15 protein-coding genes and 1 tRNA gene are annotated in these 20618 nt (G+C 53.1%); 1 reads left to right on the forward strand and 15 read right to left on the reverse strand.

All coding sequences use genetic code 11. The features are described 5' to 3' along the window. Window positions 1-207 precede the first annotated feature (207 nt). Complete coding sequence (locus GRX64_RS05530; protein ID WP_166264480.1) at window positions 208-1803, reverse strand: BCCT family transporter; 1596 nt, start codon at window positions 1801-1803, stop codon at window positions 208-210. A gap of 275 nt (window positions 1804-2078) precedes the next feature. Between GRX64_RS05530 and GRX64_RS05535 the strand changes: the two genes are divergently transcribed. Continuing rightward, the gene (locus tag GRX64_RS05535; protein ID WP_166264745.1) at window positions 2079-3713 is read left to right on the forward strand and encodes an FMN-binding glutamate synthase family protein; all 1635 of its coding nucleotides are present in this window, start codon (window positions 2079-2081) and stop codon (window positions 3711-3713) included. Between the two features lie 108 nt (window positions 3714-3821). Here GRX64_RS05535 and GRX64_RS05540 read toward each other — a convergent pair. The 14 genes from GRX64_RS05540 to GRX64_RS05605 all read right to left on the reverse strand — a co-directional run bounded on the left by GRX64_RS05540 (window position 3822) and on the right by GRX64_RS05605 (window position 20544). Next, window positions 3822-3898 (reverse strand) — tRNA-Pro (locus GRX64_RS05540). Between the two features lie 152 nt (window positions 3899-4050). Beyond that, a complete protein-coding gene (locus GRX64_RS05545) occupies window positions 4051-4416 on the reverse strand; it encodes a MerR family transcriptional regulator (protein WP_166264482.1) in 366 nt (121 codons plus the stop codon). After that, the gene (ihfA, locus tag GRX64_RS05550) at window positions 4397-4699 is read right to left on the reverse strand and encodes an integration host factor subunit alpha (RefSeq protein WP_152206387.1); all 303 of its coding nucleotides are present in this window, start codon (window positions 4697-4699) and stop codon (window positions 4397-4399) included. Before ihfA ends, GRX64_RS05545 begins: the two co-directional genes overlap by 20 nt. 3 nt (window positions 4700-4702) lie before the next feature. Further along, window positions 4703-7075 carry a phenylalanine--tRNA ligase subunit beta gene (gene pheT / locus GRX64_RS05555; RefSeq protein WP_166264484.1) on the reverse strand — a complete coding sequence of 791 codons (2373 nt, stop codon included), beginning with the start codon at window positions 7073-7075 and terminating at the stop codon, window positions 4703-4705. A 65-nt stretch (window positions 7076-7140) separates the two neighbouring features. After that, window positions 7141-8139 (reverse strand): phenylalanine--tRNA ligase subunit alpha, encoded by a 999-nt coding sequence (pheS, locus tag GRX64_RS05560; protein ID WP_166264486.1) that lies wholly within the window; start codon window positions 8137-8139, stop codon window positions 7141-7143. 161 nt (window positions 8140-8300) lie between these two features. Then, window positions 8301-8660, reverse strand: coding sequence for a 50S ribosomal protein L20 (gene rplT, locus GRX64_RS05565; protein ID WP_166264488.1), 360 nt, complete (start codon window positions 8658-8660; stop codon window positions 8301-8303). Between the two features lie 32 nt (window positions 8661-8692). Then, window positions 8693-8884: a 50S ribosomal protein L35 gene (gene rpmI, locus GRX64_RS05570; RefSeq protein WP_166264490.1), complete on the reverse strand. Its 192-nt coding sequence runs from the start codon at window positions 8882-8884 to the stop codon at window positions 8693-8695. Between the two features lie 92 nt (window positions 8885-8976). Then, window positions 8977-9519 (reverse strand): translation initiation factor IF-3, encoded by a 543-nt coding sequence (infC, locus tag GRX64_RS05575; protein ID WP_166264747.1) that lies wholly within the window; start codon window positions 9517-9519, stop codon window positions 8977-8979. Continuing rightward, window positions 9516-11441, reverse strand: a complete 1926-nt coding sequence (gene thrS / locus GRX64_RS05580) for a threonine--tRNA ligase (RefSeq protein ID WP_166264491.1) — start codon at window positions 11439-11441, stop codon at window positions 9516-9518. The genes infC and thrS overlap by 4 nt, the downstream gene beginning before the upstream one ends. A gap of 142 nt (window positions 11442-11583) precedes the next feature. Next, the gene (locus GRX64_RS05585) at window positions 11584-14184 is read right to left on the reverse strand and encodes a TRAP transporter permease (protein WP_166264493.1); all 2601 of its coding nucleotides are present in this window, start codon (window positions 14182-14184) and stop codon (window positions 11584-11586) included. Between the two features lie 87 nt (window positions 14185-14271). Further along, a complete protein-coding gene (locus tag GRX64_RS05590) occupies window positions 14272-15255 on the reverse strand; it encodes a TAXI family TRAP transporter solute-binding subunit (RefSeq protein WP_166264495.1) in 984 nt (327 codons plus the stop codon). 182 nt (window positions 15256-15437) lie between these two features. Continuing rightward, complete coding sequence (locus tag GRX64_RS05595; RefSeq protein WP_166264498.1) at window positions 15438-17819, reverse strand: efflux RND transporter permease subunit; 2382 nt, start codon at window positions 17817-17819, stop codon at window positions 15438-15440. A gap of 47 nt (window positions 17820-17866) precedes the next feature. Then, complete coding sequence (locus tag GRX64_RS05600) at window positions 17867-19012, reverse strand: WD40/YVTN/BNR-like repeat-containing protein (RefSeq protein WP_166264500.1); 1146 nt, start codon at window positions 19010-19012, stop codon at window positions 17867-17869. Window positions 19013-19155: 143 nt separating this feature from the next. Continuing rightward, window positions 19156-20544 carry a DUF1329 domain-containing protein gene (locus GRX64_RS05605; RefSeq protein ID WP_166264502.1) on the reverse strand — a complete coding sequence of 463 codons (1389 nt, stop codon included), beginning with the start codon at window positions 20542-20544 and terminating at the stop codon, window positions 19156-19158. Window positions 20545-20618 lie beyond the last annotated feature (74 nt).

Below are 20618 nucleotides of genomic sequence, written 5' to 3' on the forward strand. Positions count from 1 at the left end.
GACGGGGCCTGTATAGCCGACGCTGTAGTTTCAGAGCAGGCTCGCCGGACTGCCAGATTGACCATCAAGGCCCTGCGAAGCTGAAGCCGTCGGCTGCATTATCAAAAACAGTCTCCGATGACCGCTGGCAACGACGGTGCTTTTACGACAATCCGCGATATAAAAAAAGGGCCTCCAAAGAGGCCCTTTTTCTGATCACCAACTGCGTTACATCTTGCCTTCCGCGATCAACAACCCACGCTCGTGATTCAAGCCCTTATAAAGGCTGTAACACATCACGAGCAACACGAAGGTAAACGGTAGACCAGCACTCACGGCACCTGCCTGGAGTGCACCGAGCGCATCCCCGCCACCACCGAAGATCAAGGCGGCTGCAATAGCACCTTCCATAACCACCCAGAACACGCGCTGAGACGTCGGTGCATCCACTTTGCCACCAGCGGTGATGCTGTCGACTACCAGCGAACCGGAGTCCGATGAGGTGACAAAGAACACCAACACCAGAATGATCGCCAGGAATGAACTGATCGCTGTAAACGGAATGTTCTCCAACATCTGGAACATCGCCAGGGAAACATCCGTCAACCCACCGGAGGCCAGGGCACCGACATTATTCTGGATCTGATCCAGGGCACTGCCGCCAAACGTGCTCATCCAAAGGACGGTGATCACGGTTGGGACAAGCAGCACGGCGATGATGAATTCACGGACGGTTCTGCCTTTCGAAACCCGGGCGATAAACATACCAACAAACGGTGACCAGGAAATCCACCAGGCCCAATAGAACACCGTCCAGCCGTGGAACCAGGTATCATCTTCGCGACCAAACGGGTTACTGAGAGCGACCATATTGCCCACGTAGGACGATGTAGTCGTCCAGAGCGTCTCAATGATGCTCATGGTAGGACCGGCAAAAATCACAAAGAACAACAGCAGCCCCGCAATCACCATGTTGATGTTGCTCAACACCTTGACGCCACCGTCGAGACCACGAAGCACCGACAGCAACGCTAGAAACGTTACGCCAACGATGATGGCCATCTGGACATTGATGCCGCCAGAAATAGACTCAGGGAACAGGTACGCCAACCCGGCCGATGCCTGCTGGGCGCCGAAGCCCAATGATGTTGCCAGACCAAAGATCGTTGCCACTACGGCGACAATATCGATGATATGACCAGGCCATCCCCAAATCCGGTCACCCAGGATCGGGAAAAAGGCAGAACGGATGGTCAATGGCATGCCTTTGTTGTAGGCAAAAAAGGACAGCGACAAAGCCACAACCGCATAGATGGCCCAAGGATGCAGACCCCAGTGGTACATTGTTGCGCCCATCGCCAGCTTGGCGCCCTCAGGGCTGTTGGCGGCCACGTTCAGTGGCGTGCCGTACCAGTCGGTGTAATAAGCTACTGGCTCGGCAACGGCCCAAAACATGAGACCAATACCCATACCTGCTGCAAACAGCATGGCAAACCACGACATCGTCGAGAATTCGGGCTTGGCATCCATACCCCCGATTCGAATCTTACCCACAGGCATGAAAATTAACGCCAGACAAAACACCACGAACACATTGGCGCTGAGCAAAAAGAACCAATCAAATCCTGCGATGGCACCATTTTTTGCACTGTCCAATATTTCCTTCGAGGCCGAAGGAAATATTAACGTCCCAACCACAAACAATATGATTAAAACGGCTGTTACTGGAAAAACCACGTTATGAAGATCGAGGCCGAATGGAGTGACGTTATCTTGCCCCGCCACATAGTCGGTCTGATATTCGTCTTTGGTAATTTCGCTCACAAGGAGCCTCCTGATTAAGTCTTCTTTGATCGAACGTTTGAATTTAAGCACTCAAAAGTTACGAGATCGTTAGTTTATTGTTTTGAGGTCAAAATATCAAAACTGAACAACTGTAGGGTGTATCCCTATAAATGTAGCCCAAACTTTCCCATAGGGCATTGAATTTGGTGAGCGCGCTAAATATGTTCAACGAATCATCCTCTGGTGTAGTGTCTCCGTACTCACTCACATCAAAATCCAGCCACAAAAAGGAAAACTCAGTGAAGCAAAAGCTGATGCATCGTTTGCCTGCAAGGTACAGCGCCTACACACTCAGCCTGATCGGCTTTGTCGTCTCGATACCCGCTGCCATCGCTTATCCGACATGGACACTGGTGGCGGTCACGCTGGCCCTGCTGTCACTGCTTGGCACTTACGACTTGCTTCAGCGGAAGCGCACCGTCAGCAGAAATTACCCCATCCTTGCCCATGTGCGGTATTTTCTGGAATCCATCGGCCCTGAAATCCGTCAGTACTTTATCCAATCCGATACCGATGAACGACCGTTTTCAAGAGAGCAGCGGGCCATCGTTTACCAGCGGGCCAAGAACGTTCTGGATAAACGCCCATTCGGCTCGCTACAGGAGATGTACAGCGAGGGTTACGAGTGGATGAACCACTCAATGGCGCCCATTGACATCGACAACAGTGACTTTCGAATCGTTATCGGCAAGACCTGCAAGCGTCCATACAACGCCAGCGTTTTCAACATTTCTGCTATGAGCTTCGGGTCGTTGTCGGCAAACGCCATCCTGTCCCTGAATACCGGTGCCAGGAAAGGCGGCTTTTACCACGACACCGGCGAGGGCTCGATATCTCGTTACCATCGCAAACCCGGCGGCGATCTGGTCTGGGAAATTGGTTCCGGCTATTTTGGCTGCCGCAACAAAGATGGCACCTTCAATGAAAAAATGTTTGTAGAAAATGCACGCCTCGACCAAGTCAAAATGATCGAAATCAAACTGTCTCAAGGTGCCAAACCCGGGCACGGCGGCATACTCCCTGCCGCCAAAGTCACGCCGGAGATTGCCGAGGCGCGGGGCGTCGCGGCTGGCGAAGACGTGGTCTCTCCACCCCGACACTCAGCATTTACAACGCCGCTGGAACTGCTGGAATTCATCGAAAAGCTGCGGGATTTATCCGGAGGTAAGCCCGTTGGCTTCAAGCTTGCTCTGGGCCACCCCTGGGAATGGTTTGCGATTGTAAAAGCGATGCTGGAAACTGATAAACGCCCCGATTTCATCGTGGTTGATGGGGGCGAAGGCGGAACTGGGGCAGCACCACTGGAGTTTATTAACCGCCTGGGCATGCCTATGACTGAAGGGCTGCTTCTGGTTCATAACACCCTGGTTGGTGCCAACTTGAGGGAACACATCGCCATCGGGGCAGCCGGCAAAATCACCTCCGCATTCAACATCGCACGGACCCTGGCACTGGGTGCCGACTGGTGCAACGCTGCCCGGGGTTTCATGTTCTCACTGGGCTGCATTCAGGCGATGAATTGCCACACCGACCGCTGCCCCAGCGGTGTAGCGACTCAGAACCCCCAACGTGGCAACAAACTCGACGTAGCCGACAAGAGTGAACGAGTGTACAACTTCCACAAGAACACCCTGGACGCTCTTTCAAACCTGATTGGAGCCGCTGGACTCAAGCATCCCTCAGAGCTCGGCCCCGAACACATACTGCGAAGGGTTTCCAAAAACGAAGTGCAGCCTTATATGGACCTGTTCAATTTCCTGGAACCCGGCGTCCTGGTGGATGGCCACACTAACAATCCGGTTTTTGAGAAATACTGGAACGAGGCTCAACCCGACAGTTTTGAGCCGCCAGCCTTTATCGTCAAATTGCGAGACACCAAACTGCACTAACTGGAGTTAAGCGGGTCGCCCCGCCGGAACCAGGCCCATGACGTTAGCATCCGCAGAAAAACCAGACACAAAAAAGCCGTCAACAAGTGACGGCTTTTTTGATTTAATTGGTCGGGACGGCAGGATTTGAACCTGCGACCCTCTGCACCCCATGCAGATGCGCTACCAAGCTGCGCCACGCCCCGATTCGCACGGCCAAAGAGAGTAATCTCAATGGCTTAGCGGGAGCGAAGTCTACACCAGGTCACCCTAAAAATAAACAGCCAATCACGCAGATTATTGAATTGCCCTTCAATCAGGCCACCCCAATCAAATCGAGACTTCCTGTGAGGTCGACCTAGTGGGTCGGCGCATTCAACACGGTCAGTACTTCTTCCAGCTCAGTAATCATCTGCCGGATGAGTTGCTTGTACTGTGACGTATCGTCTTTAATTTCGTGACTGCTCAGTTTTTGCTTCGCGCCGCCAATCGTGTAGCCCTGATCGTAGAGTAGGCTCCGGATCTGGCGTATGGTCAAAACATCGGCACGCTGATAATAACGGCGGTTACCCCGACGTTTGACAGGTGACAGCTGTGGAAACTCCTGCTCCCAGTAACGCAAGACATGAGCCTTTACCGCACACAGATCGGCAACCTCTCCGATGGTGAAATAACGCTTTCCGGGTATTGCAGGTAATTCGTTGTTATGACTGGGTTCCAGCATACGCTTCTACTTTTTGCTTTAGTTTTTGTCCTGGGCGAAACGTAACGACACGCCTGGCGCTAATTGGAATTTCTTCGCCGGTTTTGGGGTTCCGTCCCGGTCGCTGCTTCTTGTCACGAAGGTCAAAATTGCCAAACCCAGACAATTTGACCTGCTCGTTGTGACTGAGAGCGTCTCTGATTTCATCGAAAAAAGCTTCTACCATTTCCTTGGCTTCACGTTTATTGAGGCCTAACTCCTCATACAGCCGCTCGGCCATTTCCGCCTTCGTCAAAGCCGCCATTCATCAACTCCTCAGTGTTGCTTCAAGCTCTTTCTGCAGTGCAGTTATTACACTGTCGAAGAGCGCATGCACCTCATCATCATTGAGCGTACGTTCCGGATGCTGCCAGAACAGGCTAAGGGCGAGGCTGCGGTTGCCTTCACCCAGACTTTCACCCTCATACACATCAAACGCACGCAGCGCAGTGAGACGCTCACCAGCGTATTGCTTAACAACACGCTCCACGTCTGCAAACGCAACGTCGCTTCCGATAATAATAGCCAAATCACGCCGAACTTCAGGGTATTTTGAAAATTCTTTGAAATTAGGCACATATCCGGAAAGCACTGGATTCAAGAATAGCTCAAACACAAGGATCGTGCCATTCAGGTCAAGACTTTTCTGCACCTGCGGGTGCAAGACACCAAACCAACCCACTGACTGTCCATTTAACTGAAGCTCGGCGGTTTGGCCCGGATGCAGCGCTGGGTGCTGGCCAGCACTGAAGTCAACACTAACCCCCAGCAACCGAAAGAGAGATTCCAGCTCACCCTTAACATCAAAAAAATCTGCATTTCTTCGGCCATTGGCCCAGTTTTCAGGCAATTGGTCGCCAGTAACCACCCCTGCCAGCATCGGTTGCTGATCGATTCCATCGCCGTTCCTGATAAAGCGCAGCCCGGTTTCGAACAGTCTCACCCGCGACTGCTGGCGTTTCTGGTTATAGCCCACCGTCTTGAGCAAGCCACTCCATAAAGTGGTTCGCATAACCGCCAGGTCAGCGGATATCGGATTAGCCAGCGCAATGCCCTGGTGGCCGGGGTCTATCAGCCCCTGGATCTTGGGATCCACGAAGCTGTAAGTGATCGCCTCCTGGTAGCCCTGGGATACAAAGAAATCCTGTATCGCCGAAATCGGACGCATTGCTTCCGGTTCTGGCCGCAGCTCCAGAGAACCTTCAACCTGAGTTACCGGCAGATTTTTGTAGCCAAAAATTCGGCCTATCTCTTCAATCAAATCGACTTCAATTGAAATATCGGGCCGGAAACTGGGCACTCGCACCCGCCAGCCACCTTTCAGCAGCTTATCGATGTGCAAGCCTAGCCGCGTGAGGATCTCCTCCACAGTGGTACGGTCAATCTCCACACCCAGTACGTCGGCAACCAGCTGCTCACGAAGGTCAATCACGTGGGCTTTGGGTAAATGCTCATCACTGACCACTTCCACGATCTCGCCCGGCTCTCCGCCAACAATTGACATCAGCAGCTCCGTCGCTCGCTCCATCGCGTTGTGCGCAAGCTCATAGTCAACGCCCCGCTCAAAGCGGTGAGACGCGTCGGTATGCAGGCTGTAGTGGCGGGCCTTGCCGGCCAATAAAATCGGATCGAAATAGGCGGCTTCCAGTACTAGGTCACGGGTTCTGGCACTGACGCCCGAATGCTCTCCCCCCATGATGCCTGCAATTGCCATCGGCTTTTCGTGATCGGCAATCACCAGCGTGTCTTGGGTTAACGTGACTTCCTGGCCGTCGAGCAGCACCAGTTTTTCATTCGCCTCGGCCCACCGGACCACAATCCCGCCTTTGATTTCATCCCGGTCAAAGGCATGCATTGGCTGACCTTGCTCCAACATCACGTAATTGGTCACATCCACGGCGGGATCAATGGAACGGACACCCGATCGGCGCAATTTTTCCTGCATCCAAAGCGGTGCCTGGGCGCTTAAATCAACGTTCCGCAACACTCGACCCAGGTATTTTGGGCATCCTTCCGGGGCCGTGACAGCGATATCGACAACCTCCGAATGCACCGAGGGTACCGGTGTGATCTCCGGTCCTTCCGCAACTAGTTGGTTGAGCACACCGACTTCTCGGGCAATGCCCCGGATTGACAGACAGTCACTCCGATTGGGCGTAAGGTCGACGTCGACGGTCACGTCATTCAAGCCCAGATACTCAGCAACATCATCACCTACAGGCGCCTCGGCCGGCAGTTCCATCAGACCATCATGGCTGTCCGACAGACCGAGTTCCGATTCAGAGCACAGCATGCCTTGCGACGCCTGTCCCCGAAGTTTGGCTTTCTTTATTTTGAAATCGCCGGGCAACACCGCACCCACAACCGCAAAGGGTACTTTCATCCCTTCTCGAACATTCGGCGCGCCACACACAACCTGCACCGTCTCGCCACCACCGGCCACCTGGCAAACCCGCAGTTTGTCGGCATCGGGGTGCTCAACCACTGAGACCACTTGACCCACAACGACCCCGGAAAATTTGCCCGCAACGGGTTCAATGCCGTCAACCTCAAGTCCTGCCATGGTGATCTGATGCACAAGCGCATGTGTATCGCTGGCAGGGTTAACCCATTCTCGCAGCCATTGTTCACTAAATTTCATGGTCTAAACCTTGTCCTGATTCGGTGTCGCCGTATCGATGATGTTCCACCGCCCTTCTGCGGGCGCTATCGGAACTGGCGTAAAAACCGCAAGTCGTTATCAAAAAACATACGGAGGTCATTGACGCCGTACCGCAGCATGGCCAATCGCTCTACTCCGAGACCGAATGCAAAACCGCGATAGACCTCTGAATCCACACCACAGTGCTCGAATACCTTAGGATGGACCATACCGCAGCCCATGACCTCCAGCCATTTGACGCTGCCGTCCGCTTCACGGCCCCACTCGATATCAACTTCGGCGGACGGCTCTGTAAACGGGAAATAAGAGGGTCGGAAGCGAACCTGCAAGTCTCGCTCAAAGAACACACGAAGAAATGCCTCCACGGTACTTTTCAGATCCGCAAAGCTGACGTTCTTCTCAACCAGCAAACCCTCGACCTGATGGAACATCGGTGTGTGTGTCATGTCCGAGTCGCAACGATAAACGCGCCCAGGGCATATCATCCGAAACGGCGGCTCTGACGTGGCCATGGTCCGGATTTGAACGGGCGAGGTGTGGGTGCGCAACAGCGTGCCGGGGTCGAAGTAGAAGGTGTCGTGCATCGCGCGCGCGGGATGGTGCCCGGGAATGTTCAGCGCTTCAAAGTTGTGGTAGTCGTCTTCGATCTCCGGACCCTGCTCGACGGTGTAACCGGCTTTGGCGAAGAATCGCTCAATACGCTGCAAAGTTCTGGTCACCGGGTGCAAGCCACCCAGATCCTGACCTCGGCCTGGCAAGGTCACGTCAATGGACTCGCCAGCCAGCTTCTGCGCCATGGCCGACGTTTCCAGTTCATTGCGACGGGCATTGATGGCCTGTTCAACCTGACCCTTGGCATCATTGATTTTCTGGCCCGCGGCTGGCCGCGCTTCAGCAGAAAGCTTACCCAGGGTCTTGGCCTGCAGGGTGATGACACCTTTCTTACCCAGGTACTCAACACGTATCTGATCCAGCGCCGGCAAATTGTCGGCACTCGCGACCGCAGCCAGCCCATCCTGAACAAGTTGCTCCAGGTTTTCCATTGACCCTGCTCCAAATCTGAATATGGGGCGTTACGAAAGCGCTCAAAAGGCTTTCCCAAGAATGCATCAGTCAAAAAAATAGGGGAAGAGCACCACGCTCTTCCCCTATTACCGAGCGCCCTATGCAGGGCGCCCTATCGACCGTCAATCGATGAAAGAGCTTAAGCCGTCAGAGACGCTTTTGCTGTTTCGACAACAGCAGAAAATGCTTGCTGCTCGTTCATGGCCAAATCGGCCAGAACTTTACGATCGATTTCAACGTTCGCCTTTTTCAGGCCAGCGATCAGACGGCTGTATGACAGGCCGTTGGCACGGGCTCCCGCATTGATGCGAGCAATCCACAGTGCACGGAACGCACGCTTCCGGTTACGACGGTCACGGTAGGCATATTGACCGGCTTTGATTACCGCTTGTTTGGCTACGCGGTAAACACGACTGCGAGCACCGTAATAACCTTTGGCCTGACTAAGAATCTTCTTGTGACGACGACGAGCGACGACACCACGTTTTACGCGAGGCATAGTTTAATCCTTCTCTTTAACCAGTAAGCGCTTTAAAGCGCGATCATACGTTTGACGGAAGCCACATCAGATTTGGCAATCAGCTTAGTACCACGAAGCTGACGCTTACGCTTAGGGCTCTTCTTGGTCAAAATATGACTGGTGAAGGACTGCTTGTGCTTGAAGCCGTTGGCGGTCTTCTTGAACCGCTTAGTGGCCCCGCTTTTGGTTTTCATCTTGGGCATTTTATAACTCCGCATTCTCTTTTAGTGTCAATTGTGTCCCTGAACGACAAATCCCCCGCTCAAATGTCGGGGGACAAGTGATTCCCTCAGGTTCACTTCTTTTTGCGGGGTGCCACAACCATGGTCATCTGGCGGCCTTCCATTTTCGGCCGCTGTTCTACCTGGGCAAGCTCTTCAATGTCCGCTTCCACACGATTCATGAGCTTCATACCAATTTCTTGGTGAGCCATTTCACGTCCGCGAAAGCGAATAGTGATTTTGCCGCGGTCCCCATTCTCAAGGAAACGTACCAGGTTGCGTAGTTTTACCTGATAATCCCCTTCTTCGGTGCCCGGCCGGAACTTGACTTCCTTAACCTGCACCTGCTTCTGCTTTTTCTTCGCAGCCGCTTTTGCTTTCTTCTCTTCGAAGATTTTTTTACCGAAGTCCATGATTTTACAGACGATCGGATCGGAATCCGTGATCTGAACCAGATCCAGAGAGGCCTCTTCCGCCTGTTTAAGGGCTTCCTCAATCGTCACAATCCCTACCTGATCACCCTCGGCATTGATGAGACGAACCTCTGTGGCTTGAATATTATCATTGATTGACGCGCGTGGGGCGCGACTCCGATTCGCTCGCTGTTTAATAATCAGTTCTCCGTTTTGGTTCTGCCTTTGCGTTTGATATCGTCAGCCAACAAGGCCTCAAACGCTTCCAGCGTCATGGTTCCGAGATCTTCACCTTTGCGGGTTCTCACCGCAACGGCGTTATTGTCGACTTCTTTATCGCCGACAACGATCAGATACGGAACCTTGTTAATAGTATGCTCGCGGATTTTAAAGCCGATCTTCTCGTTTCTCAAGTCAGCATTTACCCGATAACCCAATGATTCCCATTTTTTTGCTATTTTTTGGCTATATTCACGCTGATTATCGGTAATATTCATCACCGCAATCTGTGTCGGCGCCAACCAGGCCGGGAATGCACCTTCATACTCTTCAATCAAAATACCAATAAAGCGCTCAAAGGAACCCAAGACGGCGCGGTGTAACATCACGGGAGTGCGACGCTCGGAATTATCCGCTACGTATTGCGCACCCAAACGACCCGGCATTGAGAAATCCACCTGAACAGTACCGCATTGCCAGACTCGGCCGATACAGTCTTTCAAAGAAAATTCTATCTTGGGCCCGTAAAATGCGCCCTCGCCTGGCAACAATTCCCAGTCCACACCTTCGCGGTTCAACGCTTTTTCGAGCGCCGCTTCCGACTTGTCCCAGACTTCGTCGGACCCAACCCGCTTTTCAGGGCGCGTTGACAACTTGTACAGAATTTCGGAAAAGCCGAAGTCGGCATAAACTTCGTGCAGCAGATCAATAAAAAGCGACACTTCTTCCTGGATCGCATTTTCTTCACAGAAAATATGCGCATCGTCCTGGGTAAACCCGCGCACACGCATCAGGCCATGAAGCGCACCGGACGCTTCATTCCGATGGCAAGATCCGAATTCGGCCAACCGTAATGGCAGGTCTTTATAACTCTTGAGCCCCTGATTGAACACCTGAATATGGCATGGGCAGTTCATTGGCTTGATGGCGTAGTCGTGTTTTTCCGACTCGGTGGTAAACATGTCATCACGGAACTTGTCCCAATGCCCGGATTTCTCCCAAAGCACCCGGGATACCACTTGCGGTGTCTTGATCTCCTGATAACCATGACGGCGCAGGGTTTGGCGAAGGTATTGCTCAATTTCCTGATAAATCGCCCAGCCATCCGGGTGCCAGAAAACCATCCCCGGCGCCTCTTCCTGCATATGGAACAGGTTGAGTTTTTTACCGATTTTCCGGTGATCTCTCTTCTCCGCCTCTTCCAGGCGATTCAGGTACGCCTTAAGGTCTTTCTTGTTTCCCCAGGCAGTGCCGTAAACCCGCTGAAGCTGCTCATTGCTGGTATCACCACGCCAATAGGCACCGGCGACCTTAGTGAGCTTGAAGGCTTTCAGCTTGCCCGTGCTGGGCACGTGGGGGCCGCGGCAGAGATCGACAAAATCGCCCTGCTGGTAAAACGAAAGATCTTCTTCGCCAGGGATGTCCTGGATAATACGGACTTTGTATTCCTCACCCATGCTCTCAAACAGCTGGACAGCTTCGTCTCGCGACATGACAGAGCGAGAGACGGCAAGGTCCTGCTTGGAAAGCTCTTCCATCCGCTTCTCAATGCTGCTTAGGTCTTCATTGGTGAAGGGACGGTCAAATTTGAAGTCGTAGTAAAACCCGTTTTCGATAACCGGCCCGATAGTCACCTGGGCAGCAGGAAACAGCTCTTTAACCGCCATTGCCAGCAAGTGCGCAGTGGAGTGACGAACAATATCAACACCGTCGTCATCGCGCTCAGTCACAATGGCGAGCTCGGCGTCTTCCGAAATGAGATAACTGGTGTCCACCAGGGTGCCATTAACGCGTCCAGCGAGGGCCGCTTTCGCAAGACCCGCGCCGATATCGGCAGCAACATCATAAACGGTAACGGACTCGGCAAAACTGCGGTGACTGCCATCCGGCAGAGTAACAACAGGCATTCGGGGTAACTCCTATCAGCGGTGATCCGTACCAAAGACCACGTGTTTACATAGACCGCGTTACGATCGCGGTTTGAAAGCACGCCAGTCTATCAGCTCACCGCTGATGTTGTCATGTTACCCGCCGGTTTTACCGATATATTCAGGCAGATAGCCCCCTGTCTTCGTCTGTCCTCCGGCGGAACTGATTAAAGGCAACCAGCCCGAGCAGGATCAACGCGGGAATGAACATCAGCTCCTTGGGAGGACGCTGAAGCTCCATCAGGTAGGCATCAATCGTCCAGCCAAATTGAATACCGGCATCTTCGGCCGGACTATCAAACTGTACGAAGTCCACCATCATCCTGTCGCCGTCCGGGCTTAGCTCCATACCGGTCTTTTCGAGCCGCTCTTTTGGCGTAGCTGCACCCGGAATGGCCAACTGCAGGTAGGTTGACACCTCTGTGCCGTCAATCGTCATGCCCGAGGCCTTAATAATGATTTCCTGGTCGGCCGGCACCGTCTCCAGGTGCTCGACAATACTGACCGCCGAACGCTCTTCGGTTGGCGGATATATCATGTCCCACCAGTACCCCGGCCGGAAGAGCGTGAAGGTAATCACCAGCAGCAGCGCGGTCTCCCAGACTCGACTTTTGGTGAACCAATACCCCTGAGTGGCGGCAGAAAAAACCAGCATCGCCGTCACCGCGCTGGCGATCGTAACCAGCAGGTCAAACCACCCAGTCAGTCCGATCAACAGTAGCTGGGTATTAAAGATAAACATGAACGGCAAAATGGCTGTTCGGATATCGTAGGTAAAACCCTGAATCCCCGTCTTGATCGGATCTGCTCCGGAAATCGCGGCGGCCGCATAAGCGGCCAACCCCACGGGCGGCGTATCATCCGCCAGTATTCCGAAGTAAAACACAAATAGATGGACCGCAATCAATGGCACCAGCAGACCATTTTGAGCGCCGAGGGTCACAATGACCGGCGCCATCAGGGTCGAGACTACGATGTAGTTTGCCGTGGTGGGCAGCCCCATTCCCAGCAGCAGGCTTATAAAGGCTGTGAACACCAGCATCAGCATGAGATTGCCGCCCGAGATAAACTCGACGAACTCCGTCATCACCAGGCCGATACCCGTCAGTGTCACCGTTCCTACAACGATACCGGCGGTTGCCGTTGCAACACCAATACCCACCATGTTGCGTGCACCCGTGGCGAGTGAGTGTATCAGCTCTGAAATGCCCTGTTTGAAGGGTTCAAGAAGTGGACCGGACTTGCGGAAAAAGGTTTGCAAAGGCCGTTGCGTCACCACAATGAAAATCATGAACACAGTGGCCCAAAATGCCGACAGCTGCGGCGAGAAACGCTCTACGGTTAGACACCAGACCAACACCACAACCGGTAGCAGGAAGTACAGACCGGTTTTGACCGTCGGCCCCACCGGCGGCAACGTTTCGGCAGGGTCATTGGGGTCATCCTCTTCCAACTCGGGGAACCGAGCGGAATAGGCAACCAGCGCAATGTAAATACCGACAACTGCGGGCGACAGAACCCACATCGCCTTGTCACCGAAAATATCTTTCGTCCACCCGATACCGTAATAAACGAGAAAGGTCAGTACGCTCAGGCCAATCAACATCATTACCCACGTCAACATACGCTGGGCAAGAGTCGGTTTGTCCAGCCGCTCAATGCCTTTCATCTTGAGTTTGCAGGCCTCCAGGTGAACGATGTAGATCAGCGCAACATAGGAAATCAGCGCGGGCAGGATGGCGTGCTTAATGACCTCCAGATAGGAAATACCCACATATTCCACCATCAGGAAGGCAGCGGCCCCCATAATCGGTGGCGTCAGTTGCCCATTGGTTGAAGCGGCGACTTCCACGGCGCCCGCTTTGGTTGCGGGGAAGCCCACTCGCTTCATCAGCGGAATAGTAAACGTGCCCGTGGTCACAACATTGGCAATGGAGGAGCCTGAAATTATACCGCTAAGACCACTCGAGACGACCGCGGCTTTGGCAGGTCCCCCTCGCATGTGCCCCAACATGGCGTAGGCAATTTGTATGAAGTAGTTACCGGCACCGGCTTTCTCCAGCAGTGCGCCAAATAGAACAAATAAAAATACAAAGCTGGTGGATACCCCGAGCGCAACACCAAACACGCCCTCGGTGCCAAGCCACTGATGCGAAGCCAGTTTGTTGAGGCTTACGCCACCGTGCGCTATCACGGATGGCATATACGGTCCCGCCAGGGAATAGAAAATAAACACCATGGCGACAATGGCCAGCGGCAACCCCAATGCGCGCCGAGTCGCTTCCAGCAACAACACCAAGCCACCCATGGCGACAACAATATCCGTGGTAGTAGGAGCGCCAGGACGACCGGAGAGCTCTTCATAGAAGATGTAGAGGTAGCCGGCGGCAAACGCGGCGGCCAGTGCCAGCACCCAGTCAAAAATGGGCACTTTTTCGATATGCCGCCCCCTGAACATAGGGAAAGCAGAAAATGCGAGAAACGCAGCAAAAGCAAGATGGATCGATCGCGCTTCCGTGGAGTTCAAGATTCCGAATTCAAAAATAAATGGCAGCGGAGAGGCAATCCAGAGCTGAAACAGTGACCAGCACAGTGGAACAATAAATAGCAGCACTGCCGCCGGTCCCGTGAGGGCTCGCCCACCGGTCTCCGTTTGAAGGACTTCGCTGATTTTTTTGATATCTGCCTGGTCTGAAGAAGCAGTCGGCTCGCCGTTAGCCATAATAAGATCCCGCTTTTACAACTGAGGTGGTAGAACCAAAATGACCGGGCGCATCAAGTGATCGCCCGGTCATACTTGCGACACGACTTATTTCAGCAAACCGGCTTCTTTGTAGTACTTCTCTGCCCCTGGGTGAAGCGGAGCACTCAGCGCATCCGATACCATCTCGGATTTTTCGAGATTTCCGAACGCAGGATGGAGACGCTTAAAGCTGTCAAAGTTCTCGAAAACCGCCTTGACCACTGCGTACACCACGTCATCGGCTACGTCCGAAGAGGTAACAAACGTTGCCGCCACACCAAAGGTGGTGGTGTCATCATCGTTACCGCGATACATACCGCCCGGAATTGTTGCTACGCGGTAGTAAGGGTTGTCAGCCACCAGTTTTTTCGTGGCATCGTTATCGACGTTGACCAGGACGCTGTCGCACGAGGTCGTCGCTTCCTTGATTGACCCGGAGGGATGACCAACGGTATAGAAGAAAGCATCGATATTGCCGTCACACAACGCTTGCGACTGTTCGGCCGCCTTCAGCTCGGCTGCCAGTGCAAACTTGTCCATGGTCCAGCCCATTTCCGACATCAGCACTTCCGCTGTAGCCCGCTGACCTGAGCCCGGATTACCGACCGACACACGCTTACCTGCCAGGTCCTCAAAGTTTCTGATATTTGAGCCCTTACTGGCCACGACGGTGAATGGTTCCGGATGAAGAGAGAACACCGCTCTGAGCTTTTTGTTTGGGCCGTCGCTGGCAAATTCGCTGGTGCCATTATAAGCGTGGAACTGCCAATCCGACTGAGCAACGGCAAGATCCAGCTCGGCCTGACGAATGGCGTTGAGGTTGTAAATTGAACCACCGGTGCTCTCTACGGAACAACGAATGCCGTGATCCTTGCGATCCATATTAACCAACCGGCAGATCGCGCCACCTGCAGGATAATAGACACCGGTCACCCCGCCGGTACCTATGGTAATAAAGCGCTGCTCTTCCGCGGAAACGACGCCGGACGCAGAGCCCAGTCCAATAGCAGCGGTTAGTGCGAGTGTTGAAAATCCAGATCGAAATGACATGATCAATTCCTTATTTATTCATTTTATTTCGTCGCCTGTTTTTACAAACAGACACACGCTTCGCTCACTTTAAAACATAGTTCAATCTGGCCACGAAATAAAGAATGGTTTAGTTCGCTAACTACATGAGCAGCAAAAAAAAAGCCCGCGGATGCGGGCTTTTATCCAAGACTTTTTTTAATTTATTTAGCGCGGGCTTTCGCCAACATGCGGTCCGGACGCAGGAGGAAGCGCGCCAACGCTGGCAGCAACCAAATTGCGCCAACCATATTCCACAGGAACATGAAGAACAGCAAGAAGCCCATGTCGGCCTGGAATTTAATCGGTGAGAATATCCAGGTCACAACACCAAGACCCAAGGTAACACCCGTGAATACCACGGCTTTACCCGTCGAACGTAGAGTCTCAAAGTACGCTTCCTGAAGCGTCTTACCCTCAAGCAAATAATGCTCAAGCTTGCTGTAAATATAGATACCGTAGTCGACACCAATACCGACACCCAGGGCAATTACAGGCAAGGTCGCAACCTTAATACCAATCCCCGACACCGACATGATGGCTTCGCACAGAATCGAAGTTAGCCCCAAAGGCACAACAATGCAGATGACCGCCCGAATGGATCGGAAGGTAATGAGGCAAAGCAGACTCACAACGCCATAGACAAACATCAACATCATGTTTTTAGCGCTGGAAATCACCTCATTGGTAGCCGCCTCAACACCCGCGTTACCCGCCGCCAGCAGGAAGGTATATTCATCATTGTTGTTCTCTTCTGCAAAGGCCTCCACCTGTTCGACGGCAGCATCAAGCGTTTCGGCTTTGTGGTCTTCAAGGAAGACCAGTAGTGGTGTCAGACTGCAGTTGGTATTGATCAAACCGCTGGGCGCAGAACGTATAGAGGCGTTGATAATGGTTTGGTTACGGGAAATCTCGTACCACTTCCAGTTACCTTCATTGAGAGCCTTGGTGACCACTTTAGAGACATCCGCCAGGGATACTGACGACTGAACACCTGGCGTGTTCTGAAGCTCCCACTGTAGACGGTCCATCGCACGCAACACATTGTACTGGGTACATTGTTCCGGCGCGGTTTTAACCATGACAACGAGCACGTCCGCACTGGTCGAGTAATTGTCGATAATGTACGCGTTATCTTTATTGTAACGAGAGTCTGCACGCAGCTCAGGTGCACCCTGGTCCAGGTCACCCACCTTTAGCCCCTGTTTGTAGTACAAACCCAGGCCAAGACCAATAACCGCAATCAGCAAAGAGATCGGCGCCACACTGGGATGTGCAAAGTAGGACATCACGCGCCATTTACGATCCTGCTTTTCCCCATGATTCTGAACATGGCGCACGCCGCCTTTCGTAATGCCTATGTAAGACATAATCAGCGGATGCAGAACCAGGTTCGTGACAATCACGATCGCCACACCCAAGCCGGCCGCAACCGCAAGGTCTTTGATGACGTCGACTTCAATGAACAACAGGGTCAGGAAGCCAAAGGCGTCTGAAATCAGTGCCAGCATGCCCGGAATGTAAAGGGCGCGGAACGCAAGGCGCGCAGCGGTGATCGGATCAAAGCCTTTAGCAGCCTCGATTGCCATGGCATTGACCACCTGAACACCATGACTGATACCGATGGCGAACACCAGGAAAGGCACCAGTACTGAATAGGGGTCCAAACCGTAACCCAGCAGCTTAAGTGCCCCCAGTTGCCAGAATACCGCGACAATGGACGAGAACACCGGCACCAGGGTTCCGGCGACGCAACGTGAGTACCAGAACAGCAGAATGGTGGTCAGCAGAATAGTGATACCTGCAAACCAGGCGATTGCACCAATACCTTCAATCAGATCACCGACTTTCTTGGCGAACCCGACGATGTGGATGCCGATGTTATCGTTCTGGGCTTCGTACTTGGCCCGGATTTTCTCTTCCAACTGTTTCGAAAACGCGGCGTAATCCAGCGGCTTACCCGTGCTCGGATCGCTTTCATACAAAGGTGCATAGACAATGGTCGACTGGAAATTATCCGCAACCAACCGGCCTACTTCACTGGAGCGCAAAATATTCTGACGCAGTTGTTCAAGACTCTCACGGCTGCCATCGTAAGCATCCGGAATGACGGTACCACCCTGAAAACCCTGCTCCGTAACCTCAACCCAACGGACGTTTGACGTCCACAACGACTTGAGCCCAGAGCGGTCAACACCGTTTAAGTAGAAAACCTCATCGGTAATCTGCTTCAGCGTTTCCATGTACTCTTTGGTGAAAATGTCACCCTCTTTTACTTCGACCGCAATACGCACGAAGTTGCCGAGGTTCTCCAGGTCGTTTCGATGCTCAAGCATGTTAACGATGTAGGGATGTTCGAGCGGAATCATCCGCTCAAAGCTCGCATCGGGCTGAATCTTGATTGCGTTGTAGCCCAGGAAAAGCGTCAGAAAAAGAAACGCTATCAATATGATCGCCCGGTTATTAAAGATAAGTCGTTCCAGGAACGGCTCAGCTTTTGGCGTCGTTATATAATGTTCGCCCTTATCGTGCTTCGGGTTGGACATTCAATGACCCTCTTAATTCGTTCTGTTCTTGCCACATCAGGGCGTGATTAAAGGTTCTTTCCGGTGGCATCTGCGTTGGCAACACCACTTTCGCCCAGTAGCACCAGACGGTCCTGCGATACCGGGACGACGGTCATCAGGCCTTCCCGGTCACGACGGAAATAACTACCGAAAGTCTCACCACCATCGGTGCTGACCAATACGGCCCCACCGTTGCCGACAAGAATGATGCGGCCATCCTTTGCAACGGCACCGCCGTTGAGAGTAGAGCCGGCCTCATTGGGAACCGTTGTCCAGTTGGTACCAAGGTCAGTCGAAAGAAAAATATTGCCCCGCAAACCGAACGCAAGCATTTCGTTTACATTCCCGGTGCCAATCACGCCAAAGAATGAACCGGTGTAGGGGCTCTCCTTCTTCTCCCAGGTGTCGCCGTTGTCTGTCGAGACGAGAATCAAGCCGCTTTCACCCACAATCACAAGGGCGCCGCCGGTTATTCTGGAAATCCCGTTGAGGTGATAGCCGGTCGAGTTATCAACCTGATCTGACCAGTCTTTCCAAGTCTCACCGCCGTCGGTGGTGCGAAAAATCATGCCGTAGGCGCCGATCACGAAGCCGTGGTTCTCATTCTCAAACCAAACGTCGAGCATCGGGTTGACGGGCCCCACGTCCAGATCTGCTTCCATGTTTTCAAGCGTGAAGTAGACATCATCCAGCGCCCACTGCAGGTCTTCCTGCTGATCTTCCGGCGCGCTTTCGAGCTCCTCTTCAAGCTCTGTAATCCGCTCTTCCTTGGCCGCAATGGCAAGCTTGGCGGCTTCTATGCCGTCCATCTGAACAGCCCAGGTTTCGCCGGCATCCGATGAGTGCAACACGACACCGCTATGCCCAACAGCCCAGCCATGGGTTGCGGTTGGAAAGCTGATAGCGGTCAAAGTCATGGAGACGGGCACCTGCCCTTGAGTCCAGGATTTTCCGTCATCGTCTGAATAAATAATGTGCCCGCGTTCACCCACCGCGACGATTCGCTCACCAGCCGTTGCCACGTCATTGAGCAGGTATTCTGCTGCCAACGTTGTCGACCGTGCGGGTGTCTCTAGCACATCCCCAATAGCGACCACCGATGGAGCCGCTGCCAAAAGGGACATGCCCAGGCAAACCGCTCCGATAGTCTTGCGCGTTAACCGTGTAGCCATTCAGATTGCCTTCATGTTGTGTTGTTTCAGTGACTCTGATGCAGATCCGTTTTCCGGATCCTTACAATGCAAATGCTGGCGCCTGTCAGGGCACCAGCATTTATCAAGACAGCAAGCTGTTCATTTGCTGCGTCTTTCCGACCTTATCGAACACTCCTGCGGCGGAGCGCAGCGGGAGAAAAGTAGCGTTTATTCGGCACATCGTCGGTGAATACACGTGTTTGGGGCTCCTCCGTATCGAGACCCAACACATGGTACCGACGCGCCTGAAGATCATGGTAGATGTCCAGGACTGTCCAGGTTCCGGGCAATTCATAGTAATTTTTTGGCAACCCAACCGTCACTCGCCATAGCTCGCCACGTCCGTCGTACTGGTCCACCATCACGGTATTCCAGCTATCTTCGTCGACATAAAAACGGCGTTTGGCGTAAATATGACGCTCACCTTTTTTCAGGGTCGCTTCCACCACATGAACGCGGTGGAGTTCCCAGCGAGTCAGGTCAGGATTGACGTGCGACACACCCAGAACTTCCGAGTATGGCAGACCTTTCTCACCAATTTCATAGTTATTGTACGGAATGTACATTTCCCGCATGCCTTCATAACGCCAGTTGTAACGATCAAGGGCACCATTAAAGACATCGGTGTCGTCTGCGGTACGAAGATTGTCGGCAGCGGCAATGGGTGAGTCATACCCCAGGTTCGGCGCCCGACGCACCCGTCGCTGACCTGCATTGTAGCCCCAGCCATTCCGCGGGTTAACAATCTGGTTCAGGGTTTCGTGAACCAGAATCGCACCACCGGCCAGACGCGGCGGGGATTGGGTGAACGAAAGGTAGTAGAAAATGATGTTTTCCAGGTCCTTTTCGCTGCCTTCAGGATTATAAAAATTGAAGAACGCTTCCTGCTGCGAGGTGACCAACGAGTAATCGCCATTCTGTTGGACAGCCACTTCACTTGAGCGCCGCGTAATCGAAATGCCGCGCCACCGGGTCAAGTGGTTCCATATTACCTGCCACGCCTTCTGTTCATTGTTGCCGTGCAGGATTGGGAACGGATAGCCACCATAAGCACCGTCCAGACCCTCACCTTGACCTACGACTTCAGCGCTGGTGGCATTTTCACGGGTATTTTTTTCAACAAAAGCTGGCACTGAGTGCGTTCGACGACTTTCATAGACAGGGACGTTGAAAGTTGTCGGATAGGTGTCCAACAGTGCCTTTACACCGTCCGACAGGAATTTCCCGTATTGGTCCACGTTTCGGGCATCTATGGTAAACAACACCTGATCGTCCGGAAATGGATTAATGTGGTGCTGTCCAGAACCTTTGTAGCCTGCGGGTGGCTTGGTTATGCCACCGGTCCATGCCGGAATGGTTCCGGCAGCGTTGCCCTTTTTGGGAGACCCGAAGGGGGTAAGTTCATTACCAAGCCTGGCCGCCTCACTGGAGGAGACTGCGGCAAATACCGGAGTTGCAACGACTGAGATAGCGAAAAGACCGCCAAAAAGCCAGTTCTTGTTGAATGTCATTTGTCGGACCCTAGATGCGTCTGAAAGCCTTTAAGGCTTCTAATTATTGTAATTTACTGCGGTCTCAGGTTAGC

This window comes from Marinobacter caseinilyticus, assembly GCF_011074955.1.
Classification (GTDB): domain Bacteria; phylum Pseudomonadota; class Gammaproteobacteria; order Pseudomonadales; family Oleiphilaceae; genus Marinobacter; species Marinobacter caseinilyticus.